Annotated in this window: 17 protein-coding genes, 1 tRNA gene and 1 pseudogene; 11 read left to right on the top strand and 8 right to left on the bottom strand. The window is 67.6% G+C overall.

Annotation, left to right across the window (positions count from 1 at the left end; all coding sequences use genetic code 11):
* Positions 1-64: 64 nt before the first annotated feature.
* The 3 genes from selD to V5F59_RS04150 all read right to left on the bottom strand — a co-directional run bounded on the left by selD (position 65) and on the right by V5F59_RS04150 (position 2,899).
* On the bottom strand, positions 65-1,117 hold the full coding sequence (selD, locus tag V5F59_RS04160; RefSeq protein ID WP_393980262.1) for a selenide, water dikinase SelD: 1,053 nt from the start codon (positions 1,115-1,117) through the stop codon (positions 65-67).
* Between the two features lie 101 nt (positions 1,118-1,218).
* Positions 1,219-2,319: a transglutaminase-like domain-containing protein gene (locus V5F59_RS04155; protein ID WP_393980264.1), complete on the bottom strand. Its 1,101-nt coding sequence runs from the start codon at positions 2,317-2,319 to the stop codon at positions 1,219-1,221.
* 1 nt (position 2,320) lies between these two features.
* Entirely contained in the window at positions 2,321-2,899 is a 579-nt protein-coding gene (locus tag V5F59_RS04150; RefSeq protein ID WP_393980266.1) for a TlpA family protein disulfide reductase, read from the bottom strand.
* A 478-nt stretch (positions 2,900-3,377) separates the two neighbouring features.
* Between V5F59_RS04150 and fdnG the strand changes: the two genes are divergently transcribed.
* The 10 genes and pseudogenes from fdnG (at position 3,378) to V5F59_RS04100 (ending at position 14,752) form a co-directional block, all read left to right on the top strand.
* Positions 3,378-6,464, top strand: a complete 3,087-nt coding sequence (gene fdnG / locus V5F59_RS04145; protein ID WP_393980268.1) for a formate dehydrogenase-N subunit alpha — start codon at positions 3,378-3,380, stop codon at positions 6,462-6,464.
* 17 nt (positions 6,465-6,481) lie between these two features.
* Complete coding sequence (gene fdxH / locus V5F59_RS04140) at positions 6,482-7,423, top strand: formate dehydrogenase subunit beta (RefSeq protein ID WP_393980270.1); 942 nt, start codon at positions 6,482-6,484, stop codon at positions 7,421-7,423.
* Positions 7,420-8,118, top strand: coding sequence for a formate dehydrogenase subunit gamma (locus tag V5F59_RS04135; protein ID WP_393980272.1), 699 nt, complete (start codon positions 7,420-7,422; stop codon positions 8,116-8,118). The genes fdxH and V5F59_RS04135 overlap by 4 nt, the downstream gene beginning before the upstream one ends.
* Before the next feature lie 75 nt (positions 8,119-8,193).
* A complete protein-coding gene (gene fdhE, locus V5F59_RS04130; protein ID WP_393980274.1) occupies positions 8,194-9,123 on the top strand; it encodes a formate dehydrogenase accessory protein FdhE in 930 nt (309 codons plus the stop codon).
* Positions 9,124-9,133: 10 nt separating this feature from the next.
* Positions 9,134-10,570 carry an L-seryl-tRNA(Sec) selenium transferase gene (gene selA, locus V5F59_RS04125; RefSeq protein WP_393980276.1) on the top strand — a complete coding sequence of 479 codons (1,437 nt, stop codon included), beginning with the start codon at positions 9,134-9,136 and terminating at the stop codon, positions 10,568-10,570.
* Positions 10,571-11,000: 430 nt separating this feature from the next.
* A complete protein-coding gene (locus V5F59_RS04120) occupies positions 11,001-11,729 on the top strand; it encodes a tetratricopeptide repeat protein (protein ID WP_393980441.1) in 729 nt (242 codons plus the stop codon).
* Positions 11,730-13,553: pseudogene (gene selB, locus V5F59_RS04115) on the top strand (selenocysteine-specific translation elongation factor); the annotation flags it as partial.
* A 135-nt stretch (positions 13,554-13,688) separates the two neighbouring features.
* Positions 13,689-13,784: transfer RNA gene (locus V5F59_RS04110), tRNA-Sec, on the top strand.
* 42 nt (positions 13,785-13,826) lie between these two features.
* Positions 13,827-14,315: a hypothetical protein gene (locus V5F59_RS04105; protein WP_393980278.1), complete on the top strand. Its 489-nt coding sequence runs from the start codon at positions 13,827-13,829 to the stop codon at positions 14,313-14,315.
* 29 nt (positions 14,316-14,344) lie between these two features.
* A complete protein-coding gene (locus V5F59_RS04100) occupies positions 14,345-14,752 on the top strand; it encodes a hypothetical protein (RefSeq protein ID WP_393980280.1) in 408 nt (135 codons plus the stop codon).
* Positions 14,753-14,767: 15 nt separating this feature from the next.
* Here the strand turns inward: V5F59_RS04100 and V5F59_RS04095 are convergent, their stop codons facing one another.
* The 4 genes from V5F59_RS04095 to trxB all read right to left on the bottom strand — a co-directional run bounded on the left by V5F59_RS04095 (position 14,768) and on the right by trxB (position 18,798).
* Positions 14,768-15,442 carry a M15 family metallopeptidase gene (locus V5F59_RS04095; protein ID WP_393980282.1) on the bottom strand — a complete coding sequence of 225 codons (675 nt, stop codon included), beginning with the start codon at positions 15,440-15,442 and terminating at the stop codon, positions 14,768-14,770.
* Between the two features lie 508 nt (positions 15,443-15,950).
* A complete protein-coding gene (locus tag V5F59_RS04090) occupies positions 15,951-16,469 on the bottom strand; it encodes a peptidoglycan-binding domain-containing protein (protein WP_393980284.1) in 519 nt (172 codons plus the stop codon).
* A gap of 314 nt (positions 16,470-16,783) precedes the next feature.
* Complete coding sequence (locus V5F59_RS04085) at positions 16,784-17,674, bottom strand: LysR family transcriptional regulator (protein ID WP_393980443.1); 891 nt, start codon at positions 17,672-17,674, stop codon at positions 16,784-16,786.
* Between the two features lie 161 nt (positions 17,675-17,835).
* Positions 17,836-18,798, bottom strand: a complete 963-nt coding sequence (gene trxB / locus V5F59_RS04080; protein ID WP_393980286.1) for a thioredoxin-disulfide reductase — start codon at positions 18,796-18,798, stop codon at positions 17,836-17,838.
* 215 nt (positions 18,799-19,013) lie between these two features.
* On the opposite strand from trxB, the gene V5F59_RS04075 reads away from it, so the two are divergent.
* The gene (locus V5F59_RS04075; protein WP_393980288.1) at positions 19,014-19,499 is read left to right on the top strand and encodes an Lrp/AsnC family transcriptional regulator; all 486 of its coding nucleotides are present in this window, start codon (positions 19,014-19,016) and stop codon (positions 19,497-19,499) included.
* A gap of 118 nt (positions 19,500-19,617) precedes the next feature.
* On the opposite strand, the gene greA is transcribed toward V5F59_RS04075, so the two are convergent.
* A complete protein-coding gene (greA, locus tag V5F59_RS04070) occupies positions 19,618-20,091 on the bottom strand; it encodes a transcription elongation factor GreA (protein ID WP_393980290.1) in 474 nt (157 codons plus the stop codon).
* Between the last annotated feature and the right edge of the window lie 126 nt (positions 20,092-20,217).

Below are 20,217 nucleotides of genomic sequence, written 5' to 3'. Positions count from 1 at the left end.
CCGTTCTCCTTTCAGCGGAGAGAACGCCCCGAAAATGCCCACGGTTCCTCCCGCACCGGCCCCGTCAGGCCTCGACCACCACGCGGCCCGCCCCCTGCTCCACACGGCCAATGCGGGCCGCCGCCGGATAGCCGGCGGCGCGGATCTCGTCCACCAGCCGGTCCGCCGCCTCCGCCGCGCAGGCGACAAGAAGGCCGCCGGAGGTCTGGGGATCGGTGAGCAGATGACGCTGCCAGTCCGGCGTCCCGGTCGGCAGTTCCACCTCGGCGCCATAGCTTGCCCAGTTGCGATGCGAGGCGCCGGTAACGAAGCCCTGCCGCACCAGCGCCTCCGCCTCCTTCAGCCGGGGCAGCGCGGCCAATGACAGGCGCAGCGTCGCGCCGGAGCCGCGCGCCATCTCCAGGCCATGCCCCAGGATGCCGAAGCCGGTGACGTCCGTCACCGCATGGACGGCCTCATCCTTCGCCAGCTCCGTCCCGATGCGGTTGAGCTTGGTCACGGAAGCGATCATCTCGTCATAGGCCGCGGGCGGCAGCGCCTCCTTCTTGAAGGCGGCGGAATAGGCGCCGACCCCCAACGCCTTGGTGAGGATCAGGGCATCGCCCACGCGGGCCGTGGAGTTGCGGCGGATGCGCGAGCGCGGCGCCGAGCCGATCACCGCAAGGCCGTAGACCGGCTCCGGGCAATCGATGGAATGGCCGCCAGCCACCGGGATCCCCGCCTCGGCACAGATGGCCTGTCCACCGGCGAGGATGGCGCGGACGGTGGCCGCATCGATCTTGCCCAAAGGCATGCCGAGAATGGCCAAGGCCATGAGCGGCGTGCCGCCCATGGCATAGACGTCGGAGATGGCATTGGTGGCGGCGATGCGCCCGAAATGGTCGGGATCGTCCACCATGGGCATGAAGAAGTCCGTGGTGGCGATGATGGTGGTCTCGCCATCGAGATCCCATACCGCCGCATCGTCCCCCGTCTCCGTGCCCACGAGGAGACGCGCAAAGGGCCCGCTCTGGGCCTGCCCCGCAAGCAGGTCCTGCAGCACGGACGGCGCGAGCTTGCACCCGCATCCGCCCCCGTGGGCAAGGCTGGTGAGGCGGACGGTTGGAACATCGAGCATGGGTTTTCCATTCCTGTTCCCGCCGGGGAACGCCCCCGTCGACCTGCCACGCCCCTCCCTGACATGGCGACGGGGGCGGGTCGCCCCGACCGGCGAGGGGATCACACCGCGATTTCGGAGGCGCGGATGACGTATTTGAAGGTGTCCGGATCGAGGCAGTCCAGCAGGCTGCCTGCGCTCACCGCTTGCGGATACATGAGAAAGCCCAGCCGCGATCCGTCATGGCCCGGCAAGGCCACGTCATGGGCCGTGTTGTAGGCGAACCAGTTGCCCTCCCAGGATCCGAACAGCGCCGCGCGCGCCGCCACCACCTTGGGATCGTCGATGGCGAGCTTGCCCGGCGGCTCCTCAAGAACCACCTTGCGCACGTCGGCCGGATCCATGGGCACCCAGCCGAAATCGGAGAGGAACACCTCGGCCCGGCAATGCTGCGCCTTGGTGACGATCTCCGAATTGGCGCCGAGGCTCTTGTAGCCGAACCGCGAAGGCACCACGCGCAGGCCGTAGACATCGCGTGCCGGAATGCCTTGCGCCCGCACTAGGCCGACGAACAAGGCGTTGAGGTCGGCGCACTTGCCGCCGAGGTCCCCGCTCTTCAGCAGCGCCCCGATATCACCGATGCCGCAGCCCCGGGTGGCCGGGTTGCGATAGGTGTTCTCGACGATCCACTGGAAGATGGCGCCGACCTTCTCGAGCTCGCCCGCCTTGCCGGCGACGATCTTGTCCGAGGTCGCTTTCACGATCCCGTCGGTGGGAATCAGGTCCGTGGCGGCGGTGTTGCGCGCGCGCTCGTCAGCGGAGAGGGGTGCGGGCTTGCCGGGCTTCGACAGGTCCACGGACCAGTCCCGGGTGGTGGCACGCGAGGTGAGCACCACCTTGGGCGCAACCTCGCCCTCGCCCCAGGCGAGGTGCAGCATGTCCGCCCCCGAACGGGGATCGCGCACGATCCGCGCCGATCCGGCATTGGTGGTCCAGGTGTTCTCGCCCGGCTTGAACCAGTCCGGATTGGAGAAGGACGCCACAGGCAGCCACGCCTGCACCTTGCCCTGCGGCTTCAGGATCTCCACCGTGGTCACGATCTCGAAGCTGCGCCACTTGCCCACCTTCGGGGCGAACACCTCATCGGCGAAGACGCCGCGTGGAAGAATGGCCGCGGCGGAGGCCAGCGCGCCGGCCTTGAGCAGATCCCGTCTCGTGGTCATGTCACCGTTCCTCCTGGCTTGTTATCTGGCTTGCTTTCATCCCCCGCGCCGGGCTCGCCTCCGCAAGGGGGCCGATCAGCCGGCTCACCGGCACGCCGTCCCAATCCACCTCGCCTTCGGCAGAGAAGCGCAGGCGCCCCCCGGCGACGACGAAGGTCGCGGGCAGGAGGCTCACGCCCCAGGTCCGCGCCGCAGACCGATCCCGGTCCAGCAGCACATGGGAGAACGGCGCCGCTCCCCCGGGAAGTGTGGCGAAGAAGCGTTGGATGCTGGCCTCGACCTCCGCCACGTCCACCAGCACAACGCGTACCCTCGGGTGTCGCGCGGCGAAACGCCCGAGGGCTGGAAGCTCCACCCGGCACGGCTCGCACCAGGTGGCGAAGAAATGGACGATGGTGGCGCCCCCTTCCACGGAAAGAGCGAAGGTGCCGCCCGATAGGGTTGCCAGCTGCAGCGGCGGCGCCACCGGCGTGTCGCGCACGACCACCAGCGGCGCCCCTGCGCCCTCCGCCGCGGCCGCATCGCGCGACGATCCGGCGGACGCAGGTGCAAGGGACAGGAGGAGCGGTAGCGCAACCATGCCGAAGCATCGGGCCCGCGCGCCTGCCTCGGCGCGCCGGAACCGGCCGCGCGCGGCGGCAGACCCACCATGGCAGGTCAAGACGCAATCCTGCGCGCTTGAAGATAAGGGAAGCTGATCGCCCCGAAACTCGGGAGCCTTGCTGGTCTGCACCGGGGCAATCTGCGGCAACGCCTGAGACCGGTCAACGCTCAAATCCGTGAGAAGCCATCGTCTCTTGCAGCGCACACCCTCTGCTTACGATTTTTGTCCATGCCATTATGCGCTGTCGTGATTCCCGAGGGGCGCCGAATACTGCGGCGCAGCATTGCCGGAGCCCGAATTCCTGTTCAAACACGAGGACTTGCTCCAACGTAAATTGACATCGTTCCAGTTCCAAAATACCGTCCGCGAAGGCCGGAAATCCGGCATCGGGCAGGAATGGACGGATGCCCGCAATGGTCCCCGGTCCGGGGCGACAGGTCGGAGGTTTCCTTCGATGAATATGGAGCTCACGCGGCGCCAGTTCTTGCGAACGGCGGGCGCGGGCGTGGCGGGAACAACCCTTGGAGCGATGGGCTTCGGCGCCATCGAGGAGGCCCATGCCTCCACCATCCGGCCGTTCCGCCTCGTCAACACGACGGAAGTGCGCAACACCTGCACCTATTGCTCGGTGGCCTGCGGCCTCCTCATCTTTTCCAAGGGCAATCTCGCCAAGGGCGAGAAGGCGGAGATCACCCACATCGAGGGCGATACCGACCACCCGACCAATCGCGGCACGCTCTGCCCGAAGGGCGCGGCCCTGCTCGACATCGTCAAGTCCGAGACGCGCCTCAAATATCCGATGATCCGGCGCGCGGGATCCGACAGGTTCGAGAAGATTTCCTGGGACGAGGCGCTCGACAAGATCGCCCAGGCGATGAAGACCGACCGTGACGCAAACTTCATCGAGAAGAACAGCGACGGCGTGACCGTGAACCGATGGCTGACGACCGGCTTCCTCGCCGCCTCGGCCACCACCAACGAAACAGCGTTCGCCACCTACAAGGTGGTGCGCTCGACCGGAATTCTGACGTTCGACAACCAGGCACGCGTCTGACACGGCCCGACGGTGGCGAGTCTCGCCCCAACTTTTGGCCGTGGCGCCATGACGAATTCCTGGACGGACATCAAGAACACCGACCTCGTCGTCATCATGGGCGGCAATGCCGCCGAAGCGCATCCGTGCGGGTTCAAATGGGTCACGGAGGCGAAGGCTAACCGTGGCGCGAAGCTCATCGTCGTGGACCCGCGCTTCACGCGCTCGGCCGCGGTGGCGGATTATTACGCCCCCATTCGCCAGGGCACGGACATCGCCTTCCTGCTGGGCGTCATCAACTACTGCATGCAGAACGACAAGGTGCAGTGGGACTATGTGAAGGCCTTCACCAACGCCGCCTACATCGTGAAGGAGGGCTTCGGCTACCAGGATGGCCTCTTCACCGGCTATGACGAGCAGAAACGCGACTACAACCGCTCCACCTGGGACTATGAGATCGGCCCCGACGGATACGCGGTGGTGGATGAGACGCTTCAGCATCCGCGCAGCGTGTGGAACCTGCTGAAGCAGCACGTGGCCATCTACACGCCGGAAATGGTCGAGCGCATCACCGGCACGCCGAAGGACAAGTTCCTGAAGGTGGCGTCGATGATCGCGGAGTGTTCGTCTCCCACCAAGACGATGACCTCCATGTACGCGCTTGGCTGGACCCAGCACTCCAAGGGGTCGCAGAACATCCGCGGCATGGCGATGCTCCAGCTCATCCTGGGCAACATCGGCGTCCGCGGCGGCGGCATGAACGCGCTCCGCGGGCACTCCAACATCCAGGGGCTCACCGACATCGGCCTCATGTCCAATCTGATCCCGGGGTATCTGACGATGCCCACGGAAAAGGAGCCGGACTTCAACGCCTACATGTCGACGCGCGGCTTCAAGCCTCTGCGTCCCAACCAGATGAGCTACTGGCAGAACTACAAGAAGTTCTTTGTGAGCTTCCAGAAAGCCATGTGGGGTGCAGCCGCGACGGCAGAGAACAACTGGGCCTACGACTATTTGCCCAAGCTGGACCTGCCCTCCTACGACATCCTGCGCGCCTTCGAGCTCATGAACCAGGGGAAGATGAACCTCTACTTCTGCCAGGGGTTCAATCCGCTGCAGGCCGTCCCCAACAAGGCCAAGCTCGCGGATGCGCTGTCCAAGCTCAAGCTGCTCGTGATCATGGATCCGCTGGAGACCGAGACCGCGCGCTTCTGGGAGAACCACGGGATCTACAACCCGGCGGATCCTTCAAAGATCAAGACCGAGGTGATCCAGCTGCCCACCACCTGCTTCGCGGAGGACACCGGCTCGCTGGTGAACTCCGGCCGGTGGCTGCAGTGGCACTGGGCGGGCGGCACGCCTCCCGGCGAAGCCAAGCCGGACACCTTCATCCTGGCGCAGATCCACCTGCGGCTGAAGGAACTGTATCGCAAGGAAGGCGGCGCCTTCCCCGATCCCATCCTCAACCTCACATGGAACTACAAGGACCCCCACGAGCCATCGCCGGACGAGCTCGCCAAGGAGATGAACGGCTACGTCGTCTCCGACGTGCTCGATCCGAACGACCCCACGAAGAAGGTGCTGGAAGCCGGCAAGCAGGTGCCCACCTTCGGCGTGCTGCGCGACGACGGGTCCACCGCGTGCGGCTGCTGGATCTATTCCGGCAGCTACACCGAGGCGGGCAACATGATGGCACGCCGGGACAATTCCGATCCCGACGACACCGGGGCCTTCCTCAAGTGGTCGTTCGCCTGGCCGGCGAACCGCCGCATCATCTACAACCGGGCATCGTGCAACATCGATGGCCAGCCGTGGGACGACACCCGCAAGCTGATCTGGTGGGACGGGGCCAAGTGGACGGGCTACGACGTGCCCGACATCGCCCCCACCGCCAAGCCGCAGGATGTGGGGCCGTTCATCATGAACCCGGAAGGCGTCTCCCGCCTGTTCGTCCGGGGCATGATGCGCGACGGGCCGTTCCCGGTGCATTACGAGCCGTTCGAGAGCCCGGTCGCCAACCTCATCGCCCCCAAGGTGCGGGGCAATCCGGTGGCCCGCGTGTTCAAGGACGACTTCGCCCAGTTCGCGGACACGGCGTCCAAGGAGTTCCCCTATGCGGCGACCTCCTACCGCCTGACCGAGCACTTCCACTACTGGACGAAGAACAACCACGTGAATGCGGTGCTCCAGCCCGAATTCTTCGTGGAGATCTCCGAGGAGCTCGCCAAGGAGAAGTCCATCACCAACGCCGGCTGGGTGCGGGTGTGGTCGAAGCGCGGCTCGGTCTTCGCCAAGGCCTATGTGACGAAGCGCATCCGGCCGCTGATGGTGGACGGCAAGCCCATGCACATCGTTGGCATCCCCATCCATTGGGGCTTTGTCGGCGCAGCCAGGAAGGGTTTTCCAGCGAACGTGCTTACCCCGTTCGTGGGTGACGCGAACATCGAGACGCCGGAGTTCAAGGCGTTCCTTGTCAACATCGAGCCCTCCACCGGGCCGGTGGCGTAACGGAGAGGAGCCAAGTCATGTTTCCTCCGATCCCGAACCCTCCGGTCACCCCGACCCCGCCCAAGTTCGGCGACGCCGACCTGGTGCGGCGTTCGGCCTCCTCGCTCGGCAAGCCGGTCGAGTTCAAGGAGCCCGTGGCCAAGCTCATCGACGTGTCGAAGTGCATCGGCTGCAAGGCGTGCCAGGCGGCGTGCCTTGAATGGAACGAGCTCCATGAGGAGATCGGCACCTTCAACGGCACCTACACCAACCCGCCGGACCTCACCCCGGCGTCGCTCACCCTGATGCGCTTCACCGAGTGGGTGAACCCGGAGACCGACAATCTCGAATGGCTCATCCGCAAGGATGGCTGCATGCACTGCGCCGATCCGGGCTGCCTGAAGGCCTGCCCGGCGCCCGGTGCCATCGTGCAGTATTCCAACGGCATCGTGGATTTCGATCACGACAGGTGCATCGGCTGCGGCTATTGCGTGAAGGGCTGCCCCTTCAACATTCCCCGCATCTCGAAGGTCGACAACAAGGCCTACAAGTGCACCTTGTGCTCCGACCGCGTGGCCGTGGGCCAGGGTCCTGCCTGCCAGAAGGCGTGCCCCACGCAGGCCATCGTGTTCGGCACCAAGACGCAGATGAAGGCGTGGGCCGAGGGGCGCATCAAGGACCTGACGTCCCGCGGCTTCAAGAATGCGGGGCTCTATGATCCGCCCGGCGTCGGCGGCACGCACGTGATGTACGTGCTTCCGCACGCCGACAAGCCGTCCATCTATGCGGGGCTGCCGGACAATCCGCGCATCAGCCCCATCGTGGAGGCCTGGAAGGGCGTGACCAAATACGTAGGTCTCGGCGTCATGGGCTTTGCCGCCATCGCCGGGGCGCTGCACTACCTCGTCAACGGCTCCAACAAGGTCACGCCCGAGGATGAGGAGAACGCCGAGAAACTCGCGAAGGGAGGCCGCTCATGAGCACCCCTTATGATGTCGAATCCGGCGATGCGGTCCACCCCGGCCATCCGGTGCAGGTGGACCGCTATACCGTAGGCGCCCGGATCAATCACTGGATCACGGCCATCAGCCTGATCCTGCTGGCGCTCTCGGGCCTCGCCCTGTTCCATCCCAGCCTCTACTTCCTCACCGGCCTGTTCGGCGGGGGGCAGATGACACGGACGATCCATCCGTGGATCGGGGTGGTGCTGTTCTTCTCCTTCTTCGGCATGTTCTTCCGCTTCTGGAAGGCGAACCTGTGGAAGAGCGAGGACGGCACCTGGATGCGCCGCATCCGCGACGTGATCGCCGGACACGAGGAGAAGCTGCCCGAGCTCGGCAAGTACAATGCCGGCCAGAAGCTCGTCTTCTGGGGCATGTCCACGCTCATCATCGTGCTGATCGGCTCGGGGGTCGTGATCTGGAACGCTTATTTCGCGTCCTACACGAGCATCGAACAGCAGCGCATCGCCCTGCTCGTCCATTCGGTGGCGGCGGTGGCGATCATCTGCGTGTGGATCGTGCACGTCTACGCCGCCATCTGGGTCAAGGGCACCATCAGCGCCATGACCCGCGGCCAGGTGACGGGCGGCTGGGCCTGGCGGCACCACAGGAAGTGGTTCCGCGAGCTGGTGTCCTCCCGCAAGTCGGGAACCCGTGGCACGCCGGCGGAGTAAGTGACACAATAAAACAGGAGCCGGTCGCAGGGCCGGCTCCGGTTCCACGTGACCCGTGAGGTTCGTGAGGTGGTGATGTCGAGCGTATCCGGCCCGCCGGGGGCCATCATCCCGGATCCGTCGGTGCTTGAAGGGGTCGTGGCTCCAGCCTACGCCCGTTTGCCCGACCCGGGCGTTCTTTTCGAACGGCGGGCGCGCCGGTTCCATCACCTCGCCGGGAGGAGCCAGCTCGGGCCCTATCTGTCCTTCCTCGGCTACGTGGTCGAAGCCCAGCATCTCGCAGCCCTTGATGCGCCCGCGCCGGAAATGCCGGATGCGGACACCCTCGCGCGCGCCCGGGCGCATGAGATGCCGCCGCTGGACCGGTCGCATTTCACGCCTGACGCCGCATTCGACGCGGTATTCGAGCGCCTGCTTTCGGAAGCCAGCGCCATTGAGAAGCCCGCGCAGGCAGAAGCCGCGCTGGAGCGCGTGCGTGCCGCCTCCGAGGTGACCTGCGGCGAGATGATCCGCAACGTGCTCGCCGATTCCATCCCGGTGGAAGCCCTGGCCGAGCACCTTTTCGTGGCGGCGGCGCTGCAGGTGCACTTCGCCCGCCTCGCCTCCCGCCTCGATGCGTCACGCCTCGTTCCGGTCGGCGACGGCGTCTGCCCGGCCTGCGGCGGCCCTCCGGTGGCCAGCCTCGTGGTGAACTGGCCTTCCGCCCATGGCGCGCGCTACTGCGCCTGCTCGCTCTGCTCGACCCTGTGGAATTTCGTGCGCATCCGCTGCACCGCCTGCGGTTCCACCGCCGGCATCGCCTATCAGGAGGTGGAGGGCGGCGACGGCTCCATCAAGGCGGAGACCTGCGACACTTGCCATTCCTACGCCAAGGTCTTCTATCTGGCGCAGGATGGGGGCATCGATCCGGTGGCCGACGACGTGGCGAGCCTGGGCCTCGACCTCCTGCAGAAGGACGGTCCCTACCGCCGCTCCACCTTCAATCCATTCCTCCTCGGCTATTGAGGGGGCCGCCATGTCCAGCCCTGCCAGCTCCCCCCTCTCCGCCAGCGCTCTTCCCTTGCGCCACCTGCCTTCCGTCGACACCGTGCTGAAGGAGGAAGCCGGCCGCGCCGCCCTCGACCGGCACGGCCGGCAGGCGACCACCGCGGCCGTGCGTTACGCCCTTGATGAACGTCGTGCCGCCCTGCGGGCGGGCGCCGGAGGGCCGGCCACGCCATTGGAGATCGCCGCCGCCGCCCTCGCCCGGCTCGATGCCGCAGCCACCCCGAGCCTGAAGCCCGTCTTCAACCTGACCGGCACTGTCCTGCACACCAATCTTGGCCGCGCCATCTTCGCCGAGGACGCGGTGGCCGCCGCCACTCGCGCCATGCGCAGCGCCGTCGCGCTGGAGTATGACCTCGACGGCGGCAAGCGTGGCGAGCGCGACGACCACGTCCGCGACCTCATCTGCGAGCTGACGGGCGCCGAGGACGCCACCCTCGTCAACAACAACGCCGCCGCCGTCCTGCTGGTGCTCAACACCCTGTCCCAGGGCAAGCCAGCGGTGGTCTCGCGCGGCGAGCTGATCGAGATCGGCGGCGCCTTCCGCATGCCGGAGATCATGCGCCGGGCCGGGGCCGAGCTCGACGAGGTGGGGACCACCAACCGTACCCATGCCCGCGACTATCGCGAGGCCATTCGCCCCGAGACCGGGGTAATCCTCAAGGTCCACACCTCCAATTACCGCATCGAGGGCTTCACCAAGGAGGTCCCGCCGCGCGAGCTGGCGGAGATCGCCCACGCAGCGCATGTTCCTTTGGTGAACGACCTCGGCTCCGGCACGCTGGCGGACCTTTCGCGCTATGGCCTGGTCCACGAACCGACCGTGCGCGAGGCGGTGGCCGAGGGGGCAGACCTCGTGACCTTCTCCGGCGACAAGCTGCTGGGCGGGCCACAGGCGGGCTTCATCGTCGGCCGGCGCGATCTCGTGGCGAAGGTGAACAAGAACCCCATGAAGCGGGCGCTTCGGGTGGACAAGGTGCGCCTTGCCGCCATCGAGGCGACGTTGCGCCTCTACCGGGACCCGGATCGGCTTGCGGACCGCCTGCCGACGCTGCGCTTCCTCACCCGCCGCCCGGACGACATGGCGGCGCAGGCCGCGCGTCTCGCCCCGGTTCTGCAGCGTGTCTTCGGCCCGGCCTTCGTCGTGGGTCCGACGCCCTGCCGCAGCCAGATCGGCTCGGGCGCGCTCCCCCTGGAGACGCTGTCGGGGATCGGGCTTGCCATCCGCGCGCGGGACGGGAGCGGCGGCGCCGTGGCCCGGCTCGCCGACGCCCTGCGCCGCCTTCCGGTCCCCGTGATCGGACGCATTGACGATCAGGCGCTTGTGCTCGATTTGAGGTGCCTCGACGACGAGGCCGCGTTCCTGGCTTCCGTCACCACGCTGGAGGGGGCCCATGAGCTGGCTTGATCGGTTGAAGGGAAAAGGCGGCGGAACATCCGAGGAAGAGGCGGCGGCACAGGAGCATCCCCGCCCGTCGCGCCCCGGTGTTCAGCGCGCCGGCTCCCGCGAGGCCGCCCCCGCGCCGGCCGCGTCCAAGGCGGAGGACGACCTCGACGCCTTGCTCAACGACATCGTGTCGGGGCTTGCGGCCGGCAACCCGCCGGCGGACGCGCCGGAGCCCGCGCCGGCCGCCCAATGGCGTCCGCGCGTGGGCGCATCGGAGGCGCCCGCAGTTCCGCCCGTCCATACGGACGAGGCCATCGCCGAGCGTTGGACACAGACCTTCCGCCAGCGTGAAACGGAGGAGGCCCCACCCGTCGCGGCACCCTCCGCGCCCGAGCCGGAGGAGAACACCGCGGAGGAGGAGCCGGAAGAGACCCGCTCCGCCGACGAGCTGATGGCCGCCGCCCTCACCCACGCCACGTCCGGCGACTATGAAGCCGCCCTTTCCCTTTGGGAGCCCCTCGCCCGCAAGGGCAATGCGCGGGCACAGAACAACATCGGCGCCTGCTTCGTGGATGGGCTCGGCGTGGAGCCCGACCTCGACCTCGCCCGCCGCTGGCTTGAACTCTCCGCCGAGGGCGGAGACCCGGTGGGCCGGCGCAACCTCGCGACCCTTTATTTCAAGGGCCAGGGCGTGGGGCAGGACTACGCCCGCTCCGCCGAGCTCTATCGCGCTGCCGCGGGGGACGGAGACGGCCCGGCCCAGGACATGCTCAGCTGGATGCTGCTGGAAGGCGAGGTGATGCCCGCCGATCCCGCCGAGGCGCGCCGCTGGGCGCTGGCGGCGGCGGAACAGGGCATCGCCTCCTCCATGACTCGCCTCGGCATGATCGCCCACAACGCCCTCGGCATGGACCGCGACCCGGTCGAGGCGGTCCGCTGGTGGCGCAAGGGCGCGGAGGCGGGCGATGCCGACGGGCAGGCCATGCTCGGTGCCGCCTATCATCTCGGCGCCGGCATCCCGCGCGACCGGGTGGCCGCCTTTGCCTGGCTTCTGCGCGCCCATGCCGGCCACAGCGCGCTGGCGGATCGCTTTTTCGACGCCGTGCGCGCCACGCTGAGCCCGGAGGAGGAATCCGCCGCCCAGCGCCGCGCCTCCATCCCGCTGGGAGAGGTGCCCTAGGTGATCATCGGCACCGCCGGACATATCGACCACGGCAAGACCACGCTGGTGCGTGCCCTCACCGGTGTCGATACCGACCGGCTGAAGGAGGAAAAGGCCCGCGGCATCTCCATCGACCTCGGCTTCGCCTATCTGCCGATGGGCGAGGAGGTGCTCGGCTTCGTGGACGTGCCGGGGCATGAGAAGTTCGTGCACACCATGCTGTCCGGGGCTGGCGGCATTGATTTCGCGCTGCTGGTGGTGGCCGCGGACGACGGGGTGATGCCGCAGACGCGGGAACACCTCGCCATCCTCGACCTCCTGGGCATCTCCCACGGCATGGTGGCGCTGACCAAGACCGATATGGCGGATGAAGACCGCCTGATGGCGGTCGAAGCCGAGATCGCCGCTCTGCTCGCTCCCACAGCCCTTGCAGGCGCGCCCGTGTACCGCGTCTCGGCTCCGTCCGGCGCGGGTGTGCCGGAACTGCGCGCGGCTCTCGCGGAGGCAGCGCGGCATCTCGCCCGCCGGGTCGCGGCGGGGCGCTTCCGCCTCGCCGTGGATCGCAGCTTCACCCTGCCCGGCACGGGAACGGTGGTCACGGGGACGATCCTGTCGGGGCAAGTCACGGTGGGCGACAGGGTGGTCGTGAGCCCCTCGGGCCTTGCCGCCCGCGTCCGCTCCATCCGCGCCCAGGACCGGCCCGCGGAGACCGGCGTCGCGGGCGACCGCTGTGGCATCAACCTCGCCGGCGAAGGGATCAGCAAGGATGCCATCGCCCGCGGCGACATGGTGCTGGACCCGGCTCTCCATGCCCCTGCCGACCATATCGACGCCGAGCTGAAGGTGCTCCCCGGCGAGCCGCGCCCCATCGGCCAATGGTTCCCGGTGCGGCTGCACCATGCGGCGCGGGAAGTGGGCGCGCGCATCGTCCTGCTCGGTGCCCCCATCGCCCCAGGGGACAGCGGACGCGTCCAGCTGGTGCTGGAGACCCCCATTGCCGCCGCCGCCGGCGACCGGTTCGTGATCCGAGACACCTCCGCGCAGCGGACGGTGGGAGGCGGACGCTTCCTCGACCTGCGCGGACCGAAGCGCAAGCGCCGCACCCCCGAACGCCTCGCCCAGCTAGACGCCCTTGCCGCACCCGACGCCGCCGAGGCTTTGGCGCACTACCTCGACTGCTCGCCTTTCTATGCGGACATCACCGCCTTTACCCGCGACCGCGCACTCTCCGAGGCGGAGATGGCGGGCATTGCCGCGCGGCTGAAGCTGGTGCGGCTGACCACCGGGGCGGCCGAGGTCGCGCTCCACGCAAGCCGGTTCGAGGAACTCACCCGGCAGGTGGTGGCTACCCTCGACGCCTTCCATCTGGAGAATCCGGATCTCCCGGGCATGGGCCGGGAACGCCTGCGCCTGTCGGTGACGCCGCGGCTCCCCTCCCCCTATTTCCTCCTCGCGCTGCAGAGCCTGCCCACGGGAATTGTGCGGCTCGAAGGCGCGTGGGTACGCCGCGCCGGCTTCGAAGTCCGCCTGACGGCCGCCGACGAGGCCCTTTGGACCCGCGTCGCCCCTCTCATTTCCGGCGACGAACGCTTCCGCCCGCCACGGGTCCGCGACATCGCCGGCATTCTTACGGTTCCGGAAAACGAGGTGCGGCGGCTGTTCAAGCTGCTCGGCCGCATGGGCCGGGTGGACGAGGTGGCGCACGACCACTTCTTTCTGCGGCCGGTCGTCGCCGAAATGGTGGAGGTCCTCCGCATGCTCGGCGGCGAGCGTCTGAAGGACGAATTCACCGCCGCCCGCTTCCGCGACGAGGTGCAGAGCGGGCGGAAAGTCGCCATACAGATCCTGGAGTTCTTCGACCGCCACGGCGTGACCTTGCGCCGGGGCGATCTGCGGCGCATCAACCCCTTCCGGCTGGATCTGTTCGCCGGCGCGGGAGAAGATGCCCGCGAGGCCAGATCCGCGGAAGAGCCGCGGGGAAGAGAAGCGTCCCTGGTGGGGCGTCCGGACTTCAAATCCGGGAGGGGCCGCGAGCCGGTCCTTGGTGGGTTCGACTCCCACTCTCTTCCGCCAGATTCCCCCTCCCCCAGCCCTCGATGCCCTTGAGGACCGCCGGTGAGCACAGACGCAGCCCCCTCCGCCGAGCGGCCCGAAGCTAACCCCCGAGGGGAAGCTGCACGGGCCGGCTTCCTGGCGGGGCTCGAAACGGCGAAGCATGCGGCCGCCGTCGCGGAGACGGCCTTTCGCAGGGAGGCGGCGGAGCGCGCCGAAGCCCTCGCCGCGGCCCGTGCGCATGCCCATCGCCGGGCGGAGCTCATGGCGGCGCTCTGCGCCTCCATCGCGGGCGTCGCGGATGCGGAGATGGCGGCGGCAACCGGTCAGGCCCTGCTGCGCACCCGGCTCGGCTGGGACACTGACAGCGACGCGCGCGCCGAGGTGCTCACCCGCTTCGCAGCCGTGGCCGTCGCCCTCTTCGAGGCGGAGGCCCACGATCCGCAGGCAGAGCTCGCGGCGTTCGAGGACTGGTACCAGTCCTCGCGGCAGAGCCCCTTCTGGTACTTGTTCGATCATTACATGCCCGATACGCCCCTCGTCGATTTCTGATCGGGCGCGGCTCCAGCACGGATACGACAATGGCCCGCAGGGACCGCCCCACCACCGCGCCCGTCGCAGCGACGGACTTCGATGCCTGGCTTGCGGCGACCTTCCGCGACCAGGGCAGCTTCACCGCCTTGGTGGTGCTGGTGCGCATCGCCGAGCCCGAGGTGACGCCGCTGGTCTCCACCTTCCTGACCATCGTGGGGGACGAGGTGGACTGGGCCGGGATCGTCGAATTGTTCAAGGGCGCCGGGCGGCCTTGGGACGGCGCCGTCTTCTTCGCCCAACTGGACGACGGCGCGCCGCTGGAGAATGGCGAGGCCCGCGCCCGCCTGCGCGCGCTGGAGCAGCGCATCCGCGCCGACCGCCTCGTCATCAACACGGGTGACTTCTTCGACGCCCGCGGCCGCCGCCTGCGGGTGGACGAGATTCCGGCGAACTGAGGGCTGACCCCGCCCTTATTCGATAGGGAAATCGAAATAGGTGTCGGTGAACGGTTCATCCTTCAGGGTGAAGTGCCACCACTCCTTCTCGAACGGCTTGAAGCCATGGCGTGCCATGAGGTCGGCGAGCAGCCCGCGATTGGCCTTCTGTGCCCGCGTCACCGCATCGGACCCCGGCCAGGACCGCGGGCTGAAAAGGTCGAAGGGCGTGCCCATGTCGAGATCGGCGCCGGTCGCGCGGTCGAACAGCGTCAGGTCGAGGGTGGATCCGCGGGAGTGACCAGACCTGGCGGCGATGTAGCCTTCCGCGAACAGGTCCTTCTTTTCCACGTCGGGATAATAGGCGGCCTTGGTCCCGGTATCGGAAAGATCGCTGGCCCAGCGGGCGAAATGGGCCACGGCCCGTGCCGGGCGGTAGCAATCGAAGATGCGCAGCCCGAGCCCCCGCGCCTTCGCATCGGCCGAAACGGCCGCCAGGGCGTCCGCCGCCGGGCGGGTGAGGAAGCAGCGCGCCGCGCCATAGCCATCCACCCGCGCGCCGACGAAATTCGCGGTGCCGAAATAACGCACATCGAACACCGCGTCGGGCACAAGGGTGGCCACATCCACGAAAATGACGGGCCTGTCGGTGCGGGCGTCAGCCGCCAGCGGCAGGCCGGCGATGCCGAGGGCGAGGGCAGCGGGCTTCACCAGTCGGTCCATCAGGAAGGAGGGCATCGGATTCGGCGCGGAGGATTTTCGTCAGCATAAGCCGAGGGCGCTGAACAGGGAAAGCCCGTCGCGCGCGGCGTGTCCGCCGGCTGCGCACCGGGTCTTCGGGCAGCGCCGGGGGCCCTTCGACCGGGAAAGGCGCGGGGGAAGGCTCCCGCCTCGGCGGCGGGCGGGATCGTCTTGCGGCAAGGGGGCAGATCCGGCCCGGCGCGGGCGGCACCGGAGGATCCTCACACGGATACGGCGGGAGAATGGGGGTCCGGCGTCCGGATCGCCCGGGCCGGCCGGCGAAACGGCGGCGCAGGGCGCGACCGGCTCCCTGCCCCGCAGAAGGCGGATGCGTGAAGCCGGGCCAGCAGGGGCATGGAGTCTTCCTTCCATCAGGCCTCACCCGAATCCGAGGGATCCGGGCAGGACCTGAAGAAGGGCAACATGCCTCAGGGCCGGCTATTCCAAGGGAAGGCAGCGCTGCCGCCCGCCCCACCGGTCAGGAGAAGAAGGAGGTGATGGTCTGCCAGATGCTCTTCTTCGGAGCCGCGGCCGCGCCGGCCTCGGTGGGCTTCGCATCGGCCGCGACGGTGCCGGGGGCGGCCTGCGATTTGGCCACCGCGTCCGCCGAGAAGACGCCGGCGAAAGCCTGGATCTTCGACAGCGTGACCGGGCCGGCCATGCCGTCCGCCTCCAGGCCGTTCTTTTCCTGGAACTCCTTGACCGCCTTGGCGGTGGCAGGGCCAAAGGCGCCGTCAGCCGCAAGACCAAGGGCAGCCTGCAGCTTCTTCACGCTCTCGCCCTTGCTGCCCTCGGTCAGGAGGATCAGCTCGGGCAACCCGAGCGCAGCGAAGGTGTCCGGGCCGGCGATGCCGTCCACGGAGAGGGCATGCTGCTTCTGGTAGGCTTTCAGCGCTTCTTCCGTGGCGGGGCCGAACTGGCCATCCGCCGAAACGCCCAGCTTGGCTTGCAGGATCTTCACCGGCTCGCCGGCGAGCCCGCGCTTCAGAATCGACATTTCCAGTCCCCGTTGCAGAAAGTTGAGGCCTACACCTGAGATATAGACACGACTGATGACAACGGGACAGGAGGGAAAAGGTATCCGAAAAAGAAAAATGCCGGGTCCGTTGCGGGACCCGGCAAGTATCGCCGCAGAGCGGCGAACCTTCCAGAGGGGAACAGCTGATACATCAATCACGATGCGATCAGCGCTTGAGCAAAATGCCCTTCCCGTAGGCAATTTGCAACGCGAAATGACTGCATATCAGGCATGTCCGCAGCGCTGGGCTGCACACCGTGATGCATCATCCAAATACCACAGCGCGTCATAAATCAGTAATTCCAGCGCTGTGCCTTGGAGATGAGAAAGTCACGGAACACCTGGATGCGCGCCACCGAGCGCATTTCCTGGGCATAGGTGAAGTAAGCCTCGAGCTTGGGCGTTTCCCGATCCGTGAACAGCTGCACAAGCGATGAAGAATCGTCCGAGAGGTAGTCGGGCAACGTGCCGATGCCCACCCCGCGCTCCACCGCGCGCTTCAGGCCGAGCACGTTGTTGACCTCGAAGGCCGGAATGCGGGGGGTCGAGCCGTCACGCCCGGCGTGCTCCAGCCAGTTGAGCCCCTGGAAATAGGACGGGATCGGCCCGCCGAGCAGCAGGATACGGTGCTTGTCCAGCTCATCGAGGGTGCGCGGATGGCCGTGCCGCTTCAGATAGTCCGCTGAGGCATAAGCATGGAAATGCACGGTGAAGAGCTTGCGCTGCACCAGGTCCGGCTGCACCGGCTGGCGCATGCGGATGGCCACGTCCGCCTCGCGCATGGCGAGGTCCAGTTCCTCGTCGGTGAGGATGAGCTGAATGCGGATGTCCGGGAACAGCTCCACGAACTCCCCCACCCGGGCGGTGAGCCAGTGGGTGCCCAGGCCCATGGTGGTGGTGACGCGCAGGTCGCCGTTCGGCTTCTCCCGGCTGTCGGTGAGCTGGGCGCGGGCCGATTCCAGCTTCAGGAACACCTCGTGGGCGGTGCGATAGAGCAGCTCGCCCTGCTCGGTGAGGATGAGGCCGCGGGCATGGCGGTGAAAGAGCGGAACCTTCAGCTCCGCCTCCAGCGCCGACACCTGCCGGCTCACGGCCGACTGGGAAAGCCCCAGCGTCTCGCCTGCATGGGTGAAGGAACCGGCCTCGGCAGCAACGTGGAAAACCTTCAGCTTGTCCCAATCCATCAGGCCCGAGCCCCTCAAGCGGCAACCCCTCCACGCCGGACAGGGATGCGATGCCGTTCAATCGTTTAGACCTGTGACACCGGCATGGCCCCCACCACACCGACCCCCGCGCTGCCCAAGAAAGGCCCGCCCAGCCGCCGGGCGGACGGGCGGACGGGCGGCTACTCCGCCGCCTTCGCCACCGGCTGGTGCGCCAGGAAGCGTTCCGCCTCAAGGGCCGCCATGCACCCGCGCCCGGCCGCTGTCACGGCCTGGCGATAGATCTCATCCGCCACGTCGCCCGCGGCGAACACTCCCGGCACCGAAGTCGCCGTCGAATCAGCGGCGGTCCAGACATAGCCGCTCTCCTTCAGCTTCAGCTGGTCTTTCACCAGCTCTGTGGCAGGCGCATGGCCGATGGCGACAAATATGCCGTCAGCGGGCAGCTCGGTGATCGCGCCGGTACGCACGTCCCGCAGCTTCGCTCCGGTCACCTTGGTGAAGGGGTCGTCCGCGCCCACCACCTCGGCGAGCTCGGCATGCCACACCACATTCACCTTCGGATTGGCGAACAGGCGCTCCTGCAGGATCTTCTCCGCGCGGAAGCTGTCGCGCCGATGCACCACGGTGACCTTGGACGCGAAATTGGTGAGGAACAGCGCCTCCTCCACAGCGGTGTTGCCGCCGCCCACCACGACCACCTCCTTGCCGCGATAGAAGAAGCCATCGCATGTGGCGCAGGCGGAAACGCCGAAGCCCCGGAATGCCGCCTCCGAATCGAGGCCGAGCCAGCGCGCCTGCGCGCCGGTGGCGAGGATGACCACGTCGGCGCGCCAGATGGTGCCCGATTCGGTCTCCAGCCGGAACGGCCGCTGCGACAGGTCGAGGGTCGCCACATGATCGGCGATGATCTTCGTGCCCATGTGCTCGGCCTGGGCCCGCATCTGTTCCATCAGCCAGGGGCCCTGGATGGGCTCGGCGAAACCGGGGTAGTTTTCAACGTCGGTGGTGATGGTGAGCTGGCCGCCCGGCTGGATCCCCTCGAACAGCACCGGCTCCAGCATGGCGCGCGCCGCGTAGACGGCGGCCGTGTAGCCGGCCGGGCCGGAGCCGATGATCACCACCTTCACGTTCTGGGCCGTCATGTTGTCCTCGAAATCACCGGCCGCGCATGCCCCCGGTGCCGGGTGCCGGTTCCGCCTGTTTGAACACGCTCGTGCGTAAGCTATGCGCAAATGTAGGGGCACTCCCGCAGCGCCACAAGGCGGCGTGGATCAAGCTGCATTGCGAAAGATTATTTCGTTGCGTTGCCGCAAACGCGCACTAAGGTGCCGCTGTCCCCTGCCGCAGGAGCCCTGCCTTGACCGTTCGCCTCGATGCCGTCGACTGGAAGATCCTGGACGAGCTGCAGCGGGACGGGCGCATGACCAATGTCGAGCTTTCGCGGCGTGTCGGCATCTCGGCCCCACCCTGCCTGCGCCGTGTGCGGGCGTTGGAGGAGGACGGGATCATCCAGGGTTATCGCGCCCTGCTCGAGGAGAAGCGGCTCGGCTACGATCTCATGGCCTTCGCCATGGTGCATCTCATCAGCCAGGCCGAGGCCGACCTCGAAGCCTTCCAGGAGCTCATCGCCCACTGGCCGCTGGTGCGCAGCGCCTGGATGCTGTCCGGCGACGTGGACTTCCTGATGCTGTGCGTGGCGCCTGATCTCAGGACCTTCCAGACCTTCGTCCTTGAAATCACCGCGGCGCCGAACGTGCGCAACGTGAAGACCGCCCTCACGCTGAAGCAGGCGAAGAACGCGCCCGTGGTGCCGCTGGAAGCCGGACTGCCCAGGGGGGCGTGACCTCCAAGGGGACGCCCCCAAGACAACACCTCGCGACGTCACCCGCCTGGTTGCAGGCGAGCACACGCGCGAACGCCCCGGACCAGCCGGGGCGTGCAAGCGATTGGGGCGACTTGGCTCAGCCCCAGCGCACCGCCACGATTTCGAAGGAGCGCGCGCCCTTGGGCGTGACCACCTCGACGGAAGCGCCCTTCTTCTTGCCGATCAGCGCCCGCGCAACTGGCGAGGAGATGGAGATGCGGCCGGCCTTGGCGTCGGCCTCGCTGTCGCCAACGATCTGCCAGACCTTCTCCTCCTCCGTGTCCTCGTCCACGAGGGTCACGGTGGCGCCGAATTTGACGATATCACCGGAGAGCTTTGAAACGTCGATCACCTCGGCACGGGACAGCTTGTCCTCGAGCTCGGCGATACGCCCCTCGTTCAGCGACTGCTGCTCCTTGGCGGCGTGATATTCCGCATTCTCGGAAAGGTCGCCGTGGGCGCGGGCCTCGGAGATGGCGGCGATGATGCGCGGACGCTCCACCTGCTGACGCTGCTTCAACTCTTGCTCAAGGGCCACATAGCCCCCGGCGGTCATGGGAATCTTCTCCATGGGTCCTTCTTCAGACCTCCTGAAATCGTCGGCGCCGGACCTGCCTGGACACGGCATATCCGGCGCCTGAAAACCGAGCTGCATCCTGGCACGCGGCGCGGCCCGGTTGCAGCGACTGCCTCACGC

It is taken from the genome of Xanthobacter nonsaccharivorans, from assembly GCF_043194755.2.
Classification (GTDB): Bacteria; Pseudomonadota; Alphaproteobacteria; order Rhizobiales; family Xanthobacteraceae; genus Xanthobacter; species Xanthobacter autotrophicus_G.
This window is presented reverse-complemented; position numbering and strand designations above follow the sequence as displayed.

Bases quoted from the DNA above. Each gene is read 5' to 3' on its own strand.
- V5F59_RS04100 (WP_393980280.1), top strand. From the start codon at position 14,345: ATGGCCCGCAGGGACCGCCCCACCACCGCGCCCGTCGCAGCGACGGAC.
- trxB (WP_393980286.1), bottom strand. From the start codon at position 18,798: ATGACGGCCCAGAACGTGAAGGTGGTGATCATCGGCTCCGGCCCGGCC.
- fdxH (WP_393980270.1), top strand. From the start codon at position 6,482: ATGTTTCCTCCGATCCCGAACCCTCCGGTCACCCCGACCCCGCCCAAG.
- V5F59_RS04150 (WP_393980266.1), bottom strand. From the start codon at position 2,899: ATGGTTGCGCTACCGCTCCTCCTGTCCCTTGCACCTGCGTCCGCCGGA.
- V5F59_RS04135 (WP_393980272.1), top strand. From the start codon at position 7,420: ATGAGCACCCCTTATGATGTCGAATCCGGCGATGCGGTCCACCCCGGC.
- greA (WP_393980290.1), bottom strand. From the start codon at position 20,091: ATGGAGAAGATTCCCATGACCGCCGGGGGCTATGTGGCCCTTGAGCAA.
- V5F59_RS04120 (WP_393980441.1), top strand. From the start codon at position 11,001: ATGGCCGCCGCCCTCACCCACGCCACGTCCGGCGACTATGAAGCCGCC.
- selD (WP_393980262.1), bottom strand. From the start codon at position 1,117: ATGCTCGATGTTCCAACCGTCCGCCTCACCAGCCTTGCCCACGGGGGC.
- selA (WP_393980276.1), top strand. From the start codon at position 9,134: ATGTCCAGCCCTGCCAGCTCCCCCCTCTCCGCCAGCGCTCTTCCCTTG.
- V5F59_RS04085 (WP_393980443.1), bottom strand. From the start codon at position 17,674: ATGGATTGGGACAAGCTGAAGGTTTTCCACGTTGCTGCCGAGGCCGGT.
- V5F59_RS04155 (WP_393980264.1), bottom strand. From the start codon at position 2,319: ATGACCACGAGACGGGATCTGCTCAAGGCCGGCGCGCTGGCCTCCGCC.
- V5F59_RS04090 (WP_393980284.1), bottom strand. From the start codon at position 16,469: ATGTCGATTCTGAAGCGCGGGCTCGCCGGCGAGCCGGTGAAGATCCTG.
- fdhE (WP_393980274.1), top strand. From the start codon at position 8,194: ATGTCGAGCGTATCCGGCCCGCCGGGGGCCATCATCCCGGATCCGTCG.